We start from the raw sequence: 15619 nt of genomic DNA, 5'->3' as shown, positions 1-15619 counted from the left end.
GCCGATATCGAAAGGGACGTGGAAGGCTGATACGCCTGGGGATACCGCATGGCAACCGCAATACCGGCTACCCCTGCGAGGATCGTTTTCGAACGGCTTAGAGGCTTCTTTTGATCAATCCCGGAGCCCAAAAGGCATAAGTGAGCCGGTCATCCGAAACCGGCACCGGATTTCGTAGCGATGGCCTGCTCCCGCTCGCCCGCGCAATCGACGTAGCGCCTGAAAAATGGTATTTTAGCCAGTCTCTATATTCCCTCAAGGAGGAGAACATGAGTGCGCGGGGGTTTTTTTCGTTAGCTGCTTGCACGATTTTTTTGAGCTCGTCTGCAATGAGCAGCTCGAGCATAGATATGCCAGTTAAGCAGGATATTTCATACTCGATGTCTCTTTTGCTCGGTGGCAATGCGGAACAACAGAGCCGGCCGACAGAAGGATCTCTTCAGCTTGCGCAGCAGGACGTCTGCTGTCCTGGTGGTTATCCCTGGTACCGTAATTCAACCAACATGTGTTATGGCAGCTATGAAGATTGCCACGATACGGATGGCGGAGGTTGGTCCTGCAGACAGGTCAACGCCTGCTAGGCCTCTCGGAGAGCAGCGGAATTGATCTGACGAGCGCCGCGCGAAGCCGGCGGGTCTAGACTTCGTTGTGGTTTCTGGAAGGCACCGATGCGGCTCGGCAGACCCGGAGCCGCAGCCGATCAGGTCGGCGTGGGCTCACCGGCTTCATAGAGCACAAGATTGCGCTCGCCGATGCCAAGCGCCGGCCAACTCGCGCGCCAGTCAGCAATGTGCGGCGAGCGGAAAGGCGCTTCAAGCGCCGCTTTGTCGCGCCACACCTCGGTGACCCGGATCAGCCCGGCGTCGAGCACATCGCGTGCATAGGAATATTCCAGGCAGCCATCCTCGGCGCGGCTGCCTGAAACCATGCGTTCCATCACCGGCCTTGCCTCCTCGAACCTGTCGGGCGGCAAGCGGATCGTGCCAATGATCAGGAGCATGGGTTTCCCTTCCTTCGCGACATCAAGTCCAGCCACTTTCCCACCCTCGCGCAAGCTTGGCCAGCTACCCTCGCCGGGCTGTCCTATGTGCGGCAACCTATGGTTCGAGGAAGAGAATGGCGATCAGCGAAAGCATCCAGCCCGGCGCGGTGGCCAAGAATGGCCGCGATGTCTTTTTCGCGCTCGGCATCGTCATCATCCTGGCCGTGCTGTTCCTGCCGATTCCGGCCTTCCTCATCGACATCGGTCTCGCCTTCTCGATCGCGCTGTCGGTGCTGATCCTGATGGTGGCGCTGTGGATCCAGCGGCCGCTCGATTTCTCCTCGTTCCCGACCGTGCTGCTGATCGCCACCATGCTTAGGCTATCCCTCAACATCGCCACCACGCGCATGATCCTGTCGCACGGCAATGAGGGCACGCACGCCGCCGGCTACGTCATTGCCGGCTTCTCCAAGCTGGTGATGGCCAGCGACTTCGTCATCGGCCTCATCGTCTTCATGATCCTGATCGTGGTGAACTTCATCGTCATCACCAAGGGCGCCACGCGTATCGCCGAAGTCGGCGCCCGCTTCACCCTCGATGCCATTCCCGGCAAGCAGATGTCGATCGACGCCGATCTCTCCGCCGGCATGATCGACGACAAGACCGCGCAGTTGCGCCGCCGCGAACTGGAAGAAGAGAGCTCCTTCTTCGGCTCGATGGACGGTGCCTCGAAATTCGTGCGCGGCGACGCCATCGCCGGCCTCATCATCACCGCCATCAACATCGTCGGCGGCATCGCCATCGGCTATATCAGGCACGGCATGGGCATGGGCGAGGCCGCCGACGTGTTCATCAAGCTGTCCGTCGGCGACGGCCTCGTCACCCAGATCCCGGCGCTGATCGTCTCGCTCGCCGCCGGCCTGCTGGTGTCCAAGGGCGGCACCCGCGGCTCGACCAACCAGGCCGTGTTCGGCCAGCTCGGCGCCCATCCGCGCGCGCTTTACGTGGCGGCGGCGCTGCTGGTGCTGCTCGGCCTGATGCCCGGCCTGCCGCTGTTCCCCTTCTTTGCGCTGGCCGGCGGCATGGCCGCTCTCGGCTACATCATCCCGATGCGCGCCAACCGCGTCCTCGCCGCGGCCGAAGCGTTGAAGACCCAGGAGAAGGCGACCAAGGTCGAGGAGGAAAAGAACTCGGTCAAGGCGTCGCTCGCCACCGCCGAGATCGAACTTCTGATCGGCAAGCAGCTGTCGACCCGGCTGCTGGTCTCGCATCAGGAACTGGTCTTCCGCATGGCCAAGATGCGCAAGAAATTCGCCCAGCAATACGGCTTCGTCGTGCCGGAAGTGCGTGTTGCCGACGATTTCGCCATCCCGCCGAAGAGCTATCAGATCAAGGTGCATGGCACGGTGGTCGCCGAATATTCGATGCGCGTCGGCGAGATCATGGTGCTGCTCGGCAGCCGCGACGTGCCCGAAATCCCGGGCGAGGAGATCCGCGAGCCGGCCTTCGGCATGCGCGCCTATTCCGTCATGGAAACCTTCGCCGAGGATTTGAAGCGCGAGAACTACACCTTCGCCGACAACATGTCGGTGCTGCTCACCCATCTCTCCGAGGTGATCCGCAACAACCTGCCGCAGCTTCTGTCCTACAAGGACATGAAGGCGCTGCTCGAACGCCAGGACCAGGAATACCGCAAGCTCGCCGACGAGATCTGCACCACGCACATCTCCTATCCCGGCCTGCAGGCGGTGCTGAAGCTGCTGCTCGCCGAGCGCGTCTCGATCCGCAATCTGCACCTGATCATCGAAGCCATCGCCGAGATCGCGCCGCATGTGCGCCGCACCGAGCAGATCGTCGAGCATGTCCGCATCCGCATGGCGCAGCAGATCTGCGGCGACCTCTCCGAAGGAGGCGTGCTCAAGGTGCTCCGCCTCGGCAACCGCTGGGACCTTGCCTTCCACCAGAGCCTCAAGCGCGACGCCAAGGGCGAGGTGCGCGAGTTCGACATCGATCCGCGCCAGCTCGAGGAATTCGGCCAGGACGCCACCAAGGCGATCAAGAAATTCCTCGAAGCCGGCGAGCGTTTCGTCCTCGTCACCGCGCCCGACGCCCGCCCCTATGTACGCATGATCATCGAGCGCCTGTTCACCACGCTGCCGGTGCTCTCCCATGTCGAAATCGCCAAGGGCGTCGAGATCAGGGTGCTCGGGACCATATCGTGAGCGTTCTTTCGCAGAGCGTCGTCATCGCGGCGTTCCTCGCCTTCTGCCGCATCGGCGCCTGCTTCATGCTGATGCCGGGCCTGTCCAGCGCCCGCGTGCCGGTGCAGGTCAGGCTGTTCGTGGCGGTCGCCGCCACCGGCGGCCTGCTCGCCTTCCTGTGGGACCGCATCATTCCCTTCGTCGATCCGCGCCCGCAGATCCTGGTGCCGATGATCATCTCGGAACTTCTGGTCGGCGGGCTGATCGGCGCCATGACCAGGCTTTACATGGAAGCCCTGCGCTTCATGGGCTCGGCGATTGCCATGCTGATCGGCTATGGCGGCTCGGGCGGGCCGGCGATCGAGGAGCCGGAACCGCAGGCGGCGCTCGCCGCCATCATCTCGTTCTCGGCGCTGTTGATGCTGTTCGTCTTCGATTTCGACCACGAGATCGTCCGCGCCCTGGTGGCGTCCTACACTGTCGCGCCGGTCAACATCTTCTTCAACCCGCAGGCCGCGCTCGTCGACATCACCGACACCGTGTCGGACACCTTCTTCCTGGTCATCCGCCTCGGCAGCCCGTTTGTCGCCTATGCCATTCTGGTCAATCTGACGATCGGCTTCGTCAACAAGCTGACCCCGCAGATCCCGATCTATTTCATCTCCCAGCCCTTCGTCATCGCCGGCGGCATGATCATCTTCTATTTCGCCATCGGCACCATGCTGTCGCTGTTCGTCGACGGCTTCGTCGACCTGACTTTGGCGAGGTGAAATGAGATGAGCACGCGCAAGGATCGCCTGAAGAAACTGGTCAAGGTGCAGGAACAGCTGAAGGCGCTGCACGAGACCCGCCACGCCAGCTTCCTGGCCGTGGCGAACGCCGCCGAGGCCGAGGCCAGGGAATTGATCGGCCATTTCGACCAGGACAATTCGCTGTCCGGCCTGTTCCCCGATCTCTATCACCGCCGCATCGCCCAGGCCGTGGTGCGCCAGGAGAAGAGCCTGGAAAGCGCCAAACAAGAAGTCGGTCTCATCGCCGCGGCAAGCGCACGCACCAACATGGTCGAGCGCGCCTACAAGGACATACGCAACCGCGACGAGCGCGAGAGCGCCGACCGCGAACGGCTGGATCTGATCGCGCAGAAGCGGGGGGAAGAGTAGCGGCTACAACTCTGCCTGTGTCAGATCCTGCGGAGCGCGTCAGCGGGGAGAAGGCGCGTGGCGCGCCAGGCCGGGTAGAGCGCGCCGAGGGGCCCGGCGATGAAGACGAAGATCAGCGCCTGGGCGATCGACCAGCCTGACAAATAAGGCACGATCAGACCCGCCGCGAACTTTGTCTTCGCCGCCATTTCCATTGTCAGGGCGCCGAGAATGATCCCGATGACCCCGCCGGCTGCGCTCATGATCACACCTTCGATAAGAATGAGCCGAAGAATCCGTCTCGGAGACCAGCCAAGCGCTGCGAGAACTCCAATCTCGAATGTCCGTTCGTTCACGGCCATCAGAAGTGTATTGGCAACGGCGACAGAGGCCATCGCCATGACAACCAGTGAAATTGTCCGGGCAATCGCCTGAAGCAGATCGAAGATGCGGATGCTGTTGGCAAACTGCTCGGTGTCGCCTACCGCGAACCCTGGTGCCGCCGCGATGAGCCTGGTTCGGGCAACAGCGATGTCGTTCTTCTCGAGCGGGCGCTTCAACCTCACCTCGTACAAGGTAAACACGTCTTCCCGCGACAGGAGTTGCTGTAGCCCTTCGAGCGGAACGATCGCGCTGTTCTGGTTCAGCACTGACGAGAACGACGCGATGCCGACAATCTGGTAGGGCTGGAACTGGAGTTCGACAGTATCACCGACCCGCTTGCCCAATGCGGTGGCGATCGACTCGCCAAGGATCACGGGCCACTGGTCCCCCGGTGCAGGGATTCGTCCCGACAAGAGGTGCATATCGTTCCACAGGAAACTGCCGGCGGGCCAACCGGCCATGACAATATTCGCATCGTCGTCGGCGGTGGTGATGTTCAGGAGAACGCCCGACACGGCCTCAACGTTTGGCACTGCGGTAAGCCCGGAGCCCAGGGACTTGGGCACGGTGCTGCTCACCAGATTGAACGCACCGCGCTGACTCACCACCAGGTCCGCGCCGTTCTCATCGATTCCCGATGAGAACGAGCGCTGGACGCCGGCGGTCAGGCCGGTAAGCGCCACAAACCCCGCCACCGCCAAGGCAATGCCGAGAACCGTAAGGAGCGTGCGAAGCGGACGTGCAATGAGACCGCGCAACGGAAGGGTCAGCTCTGTCATGGGGTTAGCCGATCCGCAACGCCGGCGCGGGCGTCGACATCGCCCCCATTCGGCTGTCCGAACGGATGCAGCCGTCGGAGATCTCTATACGCCGACCGCACAGTGCGGCCACGTCCTCGTCATGGGTCACGACGATCACCGCGGTTCCGAACTCGCGATGCACGTTGCCAATGATGCTCATCACGGATTGGCTCGTCTGCACGTCGAGGCTTCCAGTCGGCTCGTCCGCAACGAGAAGCTTCGGACGGTTGGCAAGCGCCCGCGCAATTGCAAGCCGCTGGCGTTCGCCGCCCGAAAGCTCAGCCGGCCGGAGCGTGGCGCGCTCGGCAAGACCGAAATGTGCCAGAAGTTCGAGCGCGCGAACGCGACGCTGCCGCGCTCCGCCGAGGTTTCCCAGCAAAGCCACTTCGATGTTCTCGCGCGCCGATAAGGACTGGAGCAGGAAGAAGTTCTGGAAAACGATGCCGATCTTGCTTGCCCGTACGGCTGCCCATGCAGCCCTTCCGTTGATGGCCCTTCCTTCGAACCGGACTTCGCCGCGCGTCGGCCGGTCAAGCCCACAGACCAGGTTCAGGATCGTAGATTTGCCGCTCCCGCTCCGGCCGACAATGGCGACGGTCTCGTCATCCTCGATCGCAAGCGACACATCGTTGACGGCGACAATGCGGCCGCCGTCAAAGTCGCGGCCGACATTGCTCAATTCGACGAGGAGGGACATGAGCACGAGCGAGGAGTCATACTCGGCCTTTCCTGAGGTCGGCGACAAGTGCTGGGATCGAGCCGCCGTTGCCGGCGAGCAGTTGGGCAACACGATCCCGCTGCTGCACGGTCACGGAGCCGCCGTCGACAAAGACATCGCCGATGCAGAGTTGTCCGCGGCAGTGGCGGACACGCCAGTCCACGGACGTTGGGCCGTGGAGCGGCCGGCGGAATTCGCTGCGCACCAGGATATCGCCGTTGGGCAGAGCCTTCGTCCCGAGCACTGTGAAAGTCTTGTCCTGCGTCCGCTCCAGCTTGTCGGCCAGCCTGTGTGCAATGGCATAAAGAAGCGCATCGACCACCGAGGCGCGGTCGTCTGCACTCGCGCGGCGCCAATACGTCCCGAGCACGGCTTGGGCGATGCCCCTGCCGTCGAACGCCGCGGAGATCGAGCGGAGCTGCCCCTCGGCGGATCCACCGTGCCCAAGCGCAATCGCCGCCTGGCGCACAGTCTCAACCAACTTGACCGCGTCGCTCTGCTCATCGGCAGATGCCGAAAGCGATGGGGCGCAGATCGCGAGCAGCGCGGAGACGAGCAACAGCCGGGCCAACGCTGCCCAGCTTGCGTGCGACCATAGGCCTGCTGTCATGATCCTATGTCATCCAATGCGTTGTTGGCTGTCAACATCGAGCCTCTCAGGCGCCTGTGCAGGCGCATGCCCAAAAGCCGCAGCCAGCGGTTCGAGGCGCGCTACGCGCGCTCTCTGCCTTTCCGTCAGGTCGGGATGGCGGTTACGCACCTGTTTGACGAACGTCGCGGCGACCTGCGGCATCCGCTCCTCGCAGCTGGGGGAAAATGGCAGGCCCAGTTCACGGTAGATCCGCTTCATCTCGCCTATCGGGTCAGCAACAAGATCCTGCAGCCGCACTTCTACGAAGTCGGCGGCCGGAATGCGAGCTCTATCCGCCAGATAGTGCATCTCTGTCGCGAGATATTCGTGAGCGATGATCTCCTCCTGCTCGTCCTCGGGCAGTGGTGGCTGCAGGGCGAATGCACGTTGCAATTCGCGCGCCAGAAGGAGGTTGGACCGGAACACCGCTTCCGGCGAACGGGAGATGTGGACAAACTTGGCGCCCGGAAACATTTCTAAGAGGTAGCGGACGCGCGCCGTATGGCTCGGCGACTTGAGCAGAAGTCGCCGCCCGCCCGCAACGAGAGCAAGCTTCTGCACGAAAGCGAACTGATGTGAGCGCCACCGGCTGAACTCGTCCGCCGAAAGCGCGTCGAGATCGTGAAATCGATTGAAGAAGGCCTGCTGGTGGGGAAGTATCGCGCGTCCCGCGAGGACGGACATCCCACCCATATTGTTCAACGCGAAGTCATCCTCCGCTGGCAAGCTGGCACCCACCGGCACCACTGCGTTGAGGCGCGTCAACGGTAGCAAGGGTACGAAAAGGTAGCGCAGGACAGCCCAGCCGAGGACGAATGTCTGGGGCGCCAGGACCTGCGGCCAGCTCGGCGATCTCAGGCTCGGATCGGCTGCCAGCAGGTTCTGCAAAAACGTCGTCCCGGATCGGAAGTAGCCGAGGACGAACACGGGGGCGTTGTCCCGCTCCATCCGGGGAGGTCGCAGCCGCAGCCATACCCCAACGATCACGCGCTCCGGCAAGGAGGCGACCGTGCTGATCACGGAAAGCAGGAGCAGGAGAACCAGGCGCGGCCAATAGGCGGGAGGGATCTGGCCTTGCGCGCGCCACAGGATCCTCAGTACGGCGTCAAGAGGTGCCACGCACATGAAGTGCGGGTACGGCAAATACGGCACCAGCCAACGGGCTGCGAAAGCTCGGATGCGGTGTCGGACATTGTTCGATGGCATCGTCAAGGAACTTATGATCCATAGGTTCAGATGTTCAAACCGGCCAGGTCGCCAGACCTCCTCAGGCAGTCCGGAACATCATCGTCTCGGTGGTCAATCCCGGCCCGAACGCCATGCCGCAGCCGAGCAAGCCTGACGGCTCCTTCAGCATTTCGGCCATCACGAACATCACGGTTGCCGATGACATGTTGCCGTATCGCCGGAGCACTTCGCGCGATACAGCGAGCGCGGTCGGCTCCAGTTTGAGTGCCCGCTCGACCGCGTCGAGCACGGAGCGGCCGCCGGGATGCACCGCCCACAAATCGATCTCCTTGGCGGGCCGGCCGCCGAGGATGGCCGGGTGCTCGTTGCGCAGCGTCTCGCGGACCGCGCCGGGAACCTGGCCGGACAGCACCATGTCAAAACCGTCGTCGCGGATGTGCCAGCTCATCAGCTCCTTGCGCTCGGCCGCGACGATGGCGTGGAAGCTTTCGAGCAGGATGCCGTGCGGTTCGGCCGTTACCAGCGCGGCCGCGCACCCGTCGCCCCACAGGCAGAACGAGATCAGCTTCTCAAGCTCGGTGGCTTCCCTGAAATGCAGCGTGCACAATTCAATATTGACGATCAGCACGCGGGCTTTCGGGTTGGAGCGCACGATATGGCGTGACAGTTTCAAAGCGTTGATGGCGGCATAGCATCCCATGAAGCCGACGATAGTGCGCTCGACCGACGTCGGCAGGCCGCATCGCTGCACCAGCTCGAGGTCGATGCCAGGCGCCGAAAAGCCGGTGCAGCTCGTCACGATCAAATGTGTGATCAGCGAGCGGTCGTCGTCGGCCAGCAGTGTGTCGACGGCCTTTTGCGCGAGCTCCGGCGCAGCAGCTTCGTACATCTCCATACGGATTGCTGTGCTGGCGAACGAGCCCCTGACCGATGTGCCGTCGCGGTCGATTGCTCCACCGCGCGGATCGTCGGCAGGCGCAAAGCAGGAATAGCGATGTTCGATGCCGGCGAGACTGACCATTCGCTCGAAGAGCGTAAGGCGCTGGGCATCGTTTTCAAGCAGCGAAGCTCCATAGCGGAGGAAGAATTGGTGCACGTCGTGTTCGGGAACTGACGTGGCAATACGGTTCAGATACGCCTGAGGGGACAAAATTGCTCCGACAATGAGCCCAATCGGGCCCATAAGAGGTCTAGGAATTGGGGAAGCGCTTCCTAAAGCAAACGTCGGCATAAGGCATTTTATTGCGCGGCGCCGATATTTCTCATTAGTAAACTCTGATACCAGCCTTCGGCATTGTACGAAAGAGACCGAGCCCACTTCATTAAGGAGGTCGATAAAAGACATGGGTTCAATTCGGCGCTCGGCTATCCCAGCCTGCCGCAGTTCGGGGATCACATATCCGGCAGACTGGCAGATCAACAGCCTGATAAATATCCACATTCACGGGCGCACTTCACCAGGGACCACAAGGCAGCAGCTCTTCGATTGCGCCATTCGGGTTTCCGAAAAATGTTGGCGAGTTTCCGAAAATGTTGGCGAATTTCCAAAAATGTTGGCAGTCGATTCATCTGCCCTTCGTCTGAAACCACGATGCCGTGCGATCGAATTGAGCACGGCGCACGTTCGCGTGAAGTGATATCAGCTCTCTTTTGGCATAGGGTGTCATTTTGGTCGTCACTAAAAGCCTATTTGCCCGACGACCGATTGAGGCCCCAAAACTCCGATCTATCGCATGACCGACATAAACATCCGACATCTGGAGCCAGAACTCCTCGACGGCCTCCCGGCCGATGATCCTCGTGCGATTGCATCCCGTCGTGATCTCGTTCGTATCAATGCATTGATGTTCCAGGCCAGGTTCATGGCATCACTCCTGCGAACGAACGTACCGGCGCCGCCGCTGCGCATCCTCGAACTGGGCGCCGGTGACGGAAAGTTCATGCTGACAGTGGCGCGGCTGATGGCGCGGCGTTGGCCCAACGTCGAGATTGTCATGGTCGACAGGATCGACCTGATCGGCAAGGATGTGTGCAATTCTTTCGCTGAATTGGGTTGGCGGGCGCAACCCGTAACCGCCGACATATTCGATTGGACAGTGGACAGGCCCTTCGATCTTGTTTGCGCCAACCTTATCCTCCATCACTTCGACGACACGCGCCTGCTGGAGCTGTTTGCCCGGATCATGACGATGGCCCCGGTGCTCGTCGCGACGGAGCCGCTCAGGGCCAAGGTGCCACTTGTCGCGACGCGGTTCCTGCGACTGATCGGCGCCTGCGCGGTGACACTGAACGACGCGGCGCAAAGTGTCCGCGCCGGCTTTCGCGGCACGGAACTTTCACAATTGTGGCAAGCGTCAGGTGGAACGCCCGTGATGGAGGCCCGCAAAGGCCTCTTCACTCAAGGGTTCGTCGGTCGCAGCATGCCCGGCACAAAATGATGCACGACGCTATCGTCATCGGTGCCGGCCCCGCCGGCAGTTCTACCGCCATTGCGCTGGCCCAGCATGGTTGGTCGGTGGCAATGGTGGAGAAGGTCGCGTTTCCGCGCCGAAAGGTCTGCGGCGAATTCATGTCAGGTACCAGCCTTGCCTTGCTCGACCAGTTGGGCGTCGGCGAGATTTGGCGCGCGGAAGCCGGCCCCGAAATACGTCGCGTCGGGTTCTTTTCGAGCGATGTCTCAGCCGAGGCGCGAATGCCGCGCGCCAAGACGGGCCTCGGCCGCGCTCTCGGCCGCGATCGTTTGGACTACGTCCTGTTGCAGGCTGCCGAACGGGCGGGGGTCGAAATCCTCCAGCCTTGCAAGGCTGTCGCTATTCGTCGGCACGATAATTTGCAGTTCGTTACTGTGGAGATGGACCAGCAACAAAAGGTTTTGAGCGCGCCTGTAATCATTGCCGCGCACGGATCCTGGGAAGCCGGGAAACTCCCAAGCCAGATTGAAAGAACGAGCCAACCTTCCGATCTTTTCGGGTTCAAAGCGCATTTTACCGGCGCAGCACTTGCGCCCGACCTGATGCCGCTGCTGGTGTTCCCGGGCGGCTATGGTGGAATGGTAACGGCGGACCATGGCAGGGTTTCAATTTCCTGCTGTATCCGCCGGGATGTTCTATCCGGGCTGCGCCAGCGTTCTGGAAATAGTGCGGCCGCCGATGCATTGTGGCGCCATGTCCTGGCCTCGTGCCGAGGCGTGGGAACCGTGCTGGCCGGTGCCGAATTGGATGGCCCATGGCTCGCCGCGGGACCGATTCATCCCGGTATTCGAGCTGGCTATGATCAGGGTATCTTCCGCGTCGGCAACATCGCAGGTGAGTCACATCCTGTAATCGCGGAAGGGATTTCGATGGCGCTGCAATCCGGCTGGCTCCTTGCGAGAGAACTGATCGCGTTGGGTAAAGGCCACGAGGGTCACGACGAGGCCGGACGTCGCTACGAAAGGCAATGGCGCCGGCAATTCTCGACCCGTTTGCGTGCCGCGGCCTTGATTGCCCGAATAGCGCTTGGGCCTGGCGGCGCGACAGCTATGCGCGCCGTGATCAAGAATTTTCCGGCGGCTTTGACACTTGGCGCTCGATTGAGTGGAAAGACCCAGCCTGTTCCGGGCTTTTGACGTCAAGTAGGGCTGCTCATTGACCAGCTGTATGCGGCGCTGCGGACGTCGAGCATATCCGCGGAACGAAGAGGAGCTGCGAGCGCTCAGTGCCCGAGCTCGCTTTCAAACGGCATCCAGCTCGGGCCTTTTCGGCAAGCTGTATTGCGGAGGACCTGCAACCTTCGGGCTCGGATGGAAGCGCGCGCCTTTTAGCCAAAGCTTCAGCGCTTCCCAGTGAATACCGGCGATGATCTTCAACGTCACAAAGGGAAACTTGACCAGGCACGCGCCAAGGTCCGGCGTCGCAAGCCGTCGTGCGGCGCCAGTAAAGGTCGCCGCCAGCAGCGGTTCGCCATTCTCGGTCTCATGGATGCGCAGCCTGACCGTCTTGCCCGGCGGCAGAATGCGAAAATAGTAATGTGCGTCCATGCCGACGAAGGGTGAGACATGGAAGAGCTTGGCTTGTGTCTGGCGCACCCCTGCTGGGCCGAGTTCGCCCGGCCGGATCGGCAACACGTAGATATGCCGGCCACCGAACGTGTTGCGCACCGCATAGATCAAGGCGATCAGCGCGCCGGCGGCGTCGTAGCAGAAATACACCGAGATCGGATTGAAGACGTAGCCGAAGATGCGGGGATAGGCGAGCAGCAGCACGCGCGCCGCCGGCTTGCCCAGGCCGGCATCGGCGAGCTGCCGGTCGACGAAGGCCCGCAGGGTTTCGCCTGGGGTGTCGACATGATCGCTTTCATGGAAAGATGCCAGGCCGTGCCGATTGACCCGCAACAGCCATGTCATGCGGCCGAGCTCGGCAAGCCTGTCTATATCGACCAACAATGAGAACACGCGATAGACAAAGCGGTGGCCGAACGGCTTCAGCCGCGCATGCATGACCTCACCCGGATACAGCACGCCCGCCGCCAGCGGCGGCGGACCATTTTGCTCCAGGGTGGTGACGCGTTGCTCCATGTCCGGGAAATGCTTTCTATTCTGCCGCCAGGAGAACTCCGGGCAAAGCGCCCTCGCCGCGCCGCCATGGCACTTTGGCGCCGAGCGCAATCGCCGCGTCGAGGCCCGAGCGCAAGCCATCCTCATGAAAGCCGTGTCCGGTCCACGCACCCGCGAAATAGGTGCCGCGCACGCCTTGGATATCATCGAGACGGGCTTGCGCGGACAGGGCACGCGCATCGTACTGCGGATGGTCGAACATCCATTCGCCGAAGACCAGTTCCGGGCGCGGCTCGACGACCGGGTTCAGCGACACGAAGAGCGGCTTTGCCGCATCGATCCCTTGCAGGCGGTTCATCCAGTAGGTGACCGATACTTCCGGTTCGTCGCGGTCGCAGGAGCAGCGCAGATAGTTCCACGCCGCCCAGGCGGCCCGTCGCTTCGGCATCAGGCGCGGGTCCCGATGCAGGACGACCCGGTTGGGGCGATACGATATGGCTGACAGGATCGCGTCCTCGACGCTCGAGGCGTCGCCGAGCATAGCCAGCGCCTGGTCGCTATGCCCAGCGATGATCACATTGTCGAAGCGCTCCGGCGCGTCATCACCGGCCCACACGGTAATGCCAAACGCATCGCGCACCATTGTCTTGACCGGTGACGACAGGCGTAGCGCCGACCCGAGCGGCGCCAGCAGCTTTTGCAGATAGTTGCGCGAACCGCCGCTTACCGTGCGCCACATTGGCCGCGTATCATTGTCGATCAGCCGATGGTTCTCGAAGAAGCTGATGAAGCTTGCAGCCGGATAGTCCAGCATTTTGGCGCGTGGCGTCGACCAGATGGCCGCCGCCATCGGAATAAGATAATTGTCGCGAAAGCCCGCGGAGAAGCCGCGGGTGCGAAGATAGTCGCCGATCGAGACGTTGCCCAGCGTGCCGCTGTCGCGCTCGGCGACGCATGCCTTGTTGAAGCGCAGGATTTCGCGCAGCATCCACAGGAAGCCGGGCGAAAAGACATTGCGCTTCTGGGCGAAGATGGTCCGCAGCGTCGAGCCGCACCATTCGAGCTTGCCGCCATCGAGCGAGAGCGAGAAGCCCATGTCGCTCTCATGCGTGGCCACACCGAGATGCGAAAACATCGCGGTGAGATCCGGGTAGGCCAGCTCGTTGTAGACGATGAAACCTGTGTCGACAGAAATTGGTGTGCCGTCATAGTCGATGTCGACCGTGGCGGTATGACCGCCCGCACGGTGCGAAGCTTCATAAAGCGTGACATCGGCACTCGGGTGCAAAGCCCATGCGGCGGCGGCGCCTGATATGCCCGAACCGATGATGGCGATTTTCTTCCGGCCGTTCGAGCCACCACGGTGTATGGGCACAATGTTCATCGAAAATCCTTGTTGGAAATCAAGCCTGTAAGGTGCGGGCGGCACCCTGGAACCTTTGTAGATACGGGAGGATCCGGCGTGAGTTTCACTGTGCGGTCGAGGTATTTTGTCGCGAGGTGAAGAGGCATCAGACCTACCCGGTCACTCGCATCGTCAGCGGGCGCGGGACCAGTTGACCGACTTGCAAACCAGGCCCGCCGACAAGGCAGCCTCGCGTGACCAGTTTCTGCCCGGCCACCTTGAGCTGGATCGCATAGGTCAGTGCCCGCTTCGCATCGAAGGCCTTGCCGGCTAGCGTGTCGGCGGACTTCGGCTGCAGCGTCATGACAAGCTTGTCGCCAACGGCTTCCCCGCCGCTGGTGTCCTTGATCCACACATTGGTGGCCCAGATATGCGTGCCGCATGGGGCGATCCGCACTTTTGCGTTTCCATCGCTACGATTCCATGTGCCGCTGGGGTCAGGTGCCGATGCCGCAAACGCCGATCCGCAGAGCGAGACAAAAAACAAAAGGCCTGCCGGCACTGCCAGTCGGTTCATCAGTCGCCCTTGTCATCCGTTTTGCGAAGCTACGGACGACATGCCGGGCGAGTTTCGGCCGGTCGAAACTATCGCGGCTGAAAACCGTTGCTGAGATCAACAGCCACTGGGATTTCGGGAGCGGACATGATCAAGACCTACGGCATCGCCTATCTGACGACGGCAGTCGTGTTCCTGTGCATCGATGCTGTCTGGCTGACGGTGATGAGCAGCCGGCTCTACAAGCCGCTGCTGGGGCCGATCCTGCTCGATGATTTCAACGTCAAGGCAGCAGCACTTTTCTACGTCATCTACATCGCCGGCGCCGTCTATTTCGCGGTGCTGCCCGCCTTTCAGAGCGGATCATGGACGACCGCGGCGGTGAACGGCGCTGTGTTCGGCTTGTGCGCCTATGCCACCTACGATCTGACCAACCAGGCGACGCTGAAGAACTGGCCCGTCGCGGTCACCATCGCGGATATCTGCTGGGGCACGGTGCTCACCGCGATCGCGGCGACGGCGGGTTTCCTCGTCTCCAGTGCCTTGTCGCGACCTGCCTAGCAGTCGTCAGCCTTGGCCGGGGGACTGATCAGGTTCATCACGAGAAGACCGATGAAGGCGGTAAGCGTGCCAGCGCTCAGGGCGTTCATCTTCAAAAAGCCCGCATATTCCTCGGCGGAGTAGTGGTGGACGGGGGCGCCGTAGCGGCCATGCAGGACCGTGAAGGCCAGCATGCCGACAACAGCTATGGCGATCGCAATAATACGTTCGCCAGGCCGGAACAGCACGAAGCCAAGCAGCACGCAGGGCAACAGAAAGATCTCCACGCCGGAGGCGACGCCGAAGACCTCGGCGCTTAGCACCGTGTTGCCGATCCCGGCGAGCGGCAGCAGCGCCCGCCCGGCGCGACCGTTGACGCGGGCGACTGCCGGAACCGCCAGGAAGAACGGCGTCGAAAGGAATGTGTAGAAGGTTGGCGCGATGTCGGGGCCCACGGACCAGTAGACATAGAGCGGATAGAACGGCTGGTTCCAAAGCACGACAAGAGCGACCAGATTGGCAGTGGCCACGAGAGGGTCGTCATGGGCGAAGTAGGCCTTCGCCGCGTTCCAGAACGTCCTCAACATTCCCGATCGAACCG

16 protein-coding genes are annotated in these 15619 nt (G+C 62.0%); 6 read left to right on the top strand and 10 right to left on the bottom strand.

Going from position 1 to position 15619, the window contains the following annotated elements; all coding sequences use genetic code 11:
- Nucleotides 1-700: 700 nt before the first annotated feature.
- Nucleotides 701-1000: a putative quinol monooxygenase gene (locus AC0V7N_RS12455; protein WP_475457819.1), complete on the bottom strand. Its 300-nt coding sequence runs from the start codon at nucleotides 998-1000 to the stop codon at nucleotides 701-703.
- 116 nt (nucleotides 1001-1116) lie between these two features.
- On the opposite strand from AC0V7N_RS12455, the gene flhA reads away from it, so the two are divergent.
- Genes flhA through AC0V7N_RS12440 form a run of 3 tightly spaced genes read left to right on the top strand, consistent with a single transcriptional unit; the run spans nucleotide 1117 to nucleotide 4343 of the window.
- Nucleotides 1117-3204 carry a flagellar biosynthesis protein FlhA gene (flhA, locus tag AC0V7N_RS12450; RefSeq protein WP_027045515.1) on the top strand — a complete coding sequence of 696 codons (2088 nt, stop codon included), beginning with the start codon at nucleotides 1117-1119 and terminating at the stop codon, nucleotides 3202-3204.
- Nucleotides 3201-3953: a flagellar biosynthetic protein FliR gene (fliR, locus tag AC0V7N_RS12445; protein ID WP_027045516.1), complete on the top strand. Its 753-nt coding sequence runs from the start codon at nucleotides 3201-3203 to the stop codon at nucleotides 3951-3953. Before flhA ends, fliR begins: the two co-directional genes overlap by 4 nt.
- Nucleotides 3954-3959: 6 nt before the next feature.
- Nucleotides 3960-4343: a hypothetical protein gene (locus AC0V7N_RS12440; protein ID WP_475457816.1), complete on the top strand. Its 384-nt coding sequence runs from the start codon at nucleotides 3960-3962 to the stop codon at nucleotides 4341-4343.
- Nucleotides 4344-4363: 20 nt separating this feature from the next.
- On the opposite strand, the gene AC0V7N_RS12435 is transcribed toward AC0V7N_RS12440, so the two are convergent.
- The 5 genes from AC0V7N_RS12435 to AC0V7N_RS12415 form a co-directional block, all read right to left on the bottom strand.
- Nucleotides 4364-5485 (bottom strand): ABC transporter permease, encoded by a 1122-nt coding sequence (locus AC0V7N_RS12435; RefSeq protein ID WP_475457813.1) that lies wholly within the window; start codon nucleotides 5483-5485, stop codon nucleotides 4364-4366.
- 4 nt (nucleotides 5486-5489) lie between these two features.
- Nucleotides 5490-6203, bottom strand: coding sequence for an ABC transporter ATP-binding protein (locus tag AC0V7N_RS12430; protein WP_475457810.1), 714 nt, complete (start codon nucleotides 6201-6203; stop codon nucleotides 5490-5492).
- 16 nt (nucleotides 6204-6219) lie between these two features.
- A complete protein-coding gene (locus AC0V7N_RS12425; RefSeq protein ID WP_475457807.1) occupies nucleotides 6220-6834 on the bottom strand; it encodes a Tgt2/MlaC family protein in 615 nt (204 codons plus the stop codon).
- Nucleotides 6835-6843: 9 nt separating this feature from the next.
- Complete coding sequence (locus AC0V7N_RS12420) at nucleotides 6844-8061, bottom strand: sulfotransferase family protein (protein ID WP_475460297.1); 1218 nt, start codon at nucleotides 8059-8061, stop codon at nucleotides 6844-6846.
- Between the two features lie 61 nt (nucleotides 8062-8122).
- Entirely contained in the window at nucleotides 8123-9484 is a 1362-nt protein-coding gene (locus AC0V7N_RS12415) for a type III polyketide synthase (RefSeq protein WP_475457804.1), read from the bottom strand.
- Nucleotides 9485-9776: 292 nt separating this feature from the next.
- On the opposite strand from AC0V7N_RS12415, the gene AC0V7N_RS12410 reads away from it, so the two are divergent.
- Both AC0V7N_RS12410 and AC0V7N_RS12405 read left to right on the top strand, forming a co-directional pair.
- Nucleotides 9777-10481, top strand: a complete 705-nt coding sequence (locus AC0V7N_RS12410; RefSeq protein WP_475457801.1) for a class I SAM-dependent methyltransferase — start codon at nucleotides 9777-9779, stop codon at nucleotides 10479-10481.
- Complete coding sequence (locus tag AC0V7N_RS12405) at nucleotides 10478-11650, top strand: NAD(P)/FAD-dependent oxidoreductase (RefSeq protein WP_475457799.1); 1173 nt, start codon at nucleotides 10478-10480, stop codon at nucleotides 11648-11650. The genes AC0V7N_RS12410 and AC0V7N_RS12405 overlap by 4 nt, the downstream gene beginning before the upstream one ends.
- Before the next feature lie 105 nt (nucleotides 11651-11755).
- Here the strand turns inward: AC0V7N_RS12405 and AC0V7N_RS12400 are convergent, their stop codons facing one another.
- The 3 genes from AC0V7N_RS12400 to AC0V7N_RS12390 form a co-directional block, all read right to left on the bottom strand.
- Complete coding sequence (locus tag AC0V7N_RS12400) at nucleotides 11756-12598, bottom strand: DUF1365 domain-containing protein (RefSeq protein WP_475457797.1); 843 nt, start codon at nucleotides 12596-12598, stop codon at nucleotides 11756-11758.
- A 16-nt stretch (nucleotides 12599-12614) separates the two neighbouring features.
- On the bottom strand, nucleotides 12615-13961 hold the full coding sequence (locus tag AC0V7N_RS12395; protein WP_475457795.1) for an NAD(P)/FAD-dependent oxidoreductase: 1347 nt from the start codon (nucleotides 13959-13961) through the stop codon (nucleotides 12615-12617).
- 133 nt (nucleotides 13962-14094) lie between these two features.
- Complete coding sequence (locus AC0V7N_RS12390; protein WP_475457792.1) at nucleotides 14095-14379, bottom strand: DUF2147 domain-containing protein; 285 nt, start codon at nucleotides 14377-14379, stop codon at nucleotides 14095-14097.
- A 249-nt stretch (nucleotides 14380-14628) separates the two neighbouring features.
- Between AC0V7N_RS12390 and AC0V7N_RS12385 the strand changes: the two genes are divergently transcribed.
- A complete protein-coding gene (locus AC0V7N_RS12385) occupies nucleotides 14629-15039 on the top strand; it encodes a DUF2177 family protein (protein WP_475460295.1) in 411 nt (136 codons plus the stop codon).
- On the opposite strand, the gene AC0V7N_RS12380 is transcribed toward AC0V7N_RS12385, so the two are convergent.
- On the bottom strand, nucleotides 15036-15605 hold the full coding sequence (locus tag AC0V7N_RS12380; RefSeq protein ID WP_475457790.1) for a hypothetical protein: 570 nt from the start codon (nucleotides 15603-15605) through the stop codon (nucleotides 15036-15038). The genes AC0V7N_RS12385 and AC0V7N_RS12380 overlap by 4 nt on opposite strands.
- Nucleotides 15606-15619: the final 14 nt, after the last annotated feature.

The organism is Mesorhizobium kamtschaticum (assembly GCF_056174585.1).
This window is presented reverse-complemented; position numbering and strand designations above follow the sequence as displayed.

Coding starts and splice junctions, on each gene's coding strand:
- AC0V7N_RS12455 (WP_475457819.1), bottom strand. CDS start 1,000: ATGCTCCTGATCATTGGCACGATCCGCTTGCCGCCCGACAGGTTCGAG.
- AC0V7N_RS12380 (WP_475457790.1), bottom strand. CDS start 15,605: ATGTTGAGGACGTTCTGGAACGCGGCGAAGGCCTACTTCGCCCATGAC.
- AC0V7N_RS12405 (WP_475457799.1), top strand. CDS start 10,478: ATGATGCACGACGCTATCGTCATCGGTGCCGGCCCCGCCGGCAGTTCT.
- AC0V7N_RS12410 (WP_475457801.1), top strand. CDS start 9,777: ATGACCGACATAAACATCCGACATCTGGAGCCAGAACTCCTCGACGGC.
- AC0V7N_RS12420 (WP_475460297.1), bottom strand. CDS start 8,061: ATGCCATCGAACAATGTCCGACACCGCATCCGAGCTTTCGCAGCCCGT.
- AC0V7N_RS12430 (WP_475457810.1), bottom strand. CDS start 6,203: ATGTCCCTCCTCGTCGAATTGAGCAATGTCGGCCGCGACTTTGACGGC.
- AC0V7N_RS12440 (WP_475457816.1), top strand. CDS start 3,960: ATGAGCACGCGCAAGGATCGCCTGAAGAAACTGGTCAAGGTGCAGGAA.
- AC0V7N_RS12415 (WP_475457804.1), bottom strand. CDS start 9,484: ATGTGGATATTTATCAGGCTGTTGATCTGCCAGTCTGCCGGATATGTG.
- AC0V7N_RS12425 (WP_475457807.1), bottom strand. CDS start 6,834: ATGACAGCAGGCCTATGGTCGCACGCAAGCTGGGCAGCGTTGGCCCGG.
- AC0V7N_RS12435 (WP_475457813.1), bottom strand. CDS start 5,485: ATGACAGAGCTGACCCTTCCGTTGCGCGGTCTCATTGCACGTCCGCTT.
- flhA (WP_027045515.1), top strand. CDS start 1,117: ATGGCGATCAGCGAAAGCATCCAGCCCGGCGCGGTGGCCAAGAATGGC.
- AC0V7N_RS12395 (WP_475457795.1), bottom strand. CDS start 13,961: ATGAACATTGTGCCCATACACCGTGGTGGCTCGAACGGCCGGAAGAAA.
- AC0V7N_RS12400 (WP_475457797.1), bottom strand. CDS start 12,598: ATGGAGCAACGCGTCACCACCCTGGAGCAAAATGGTCCGCCGCCGCTG.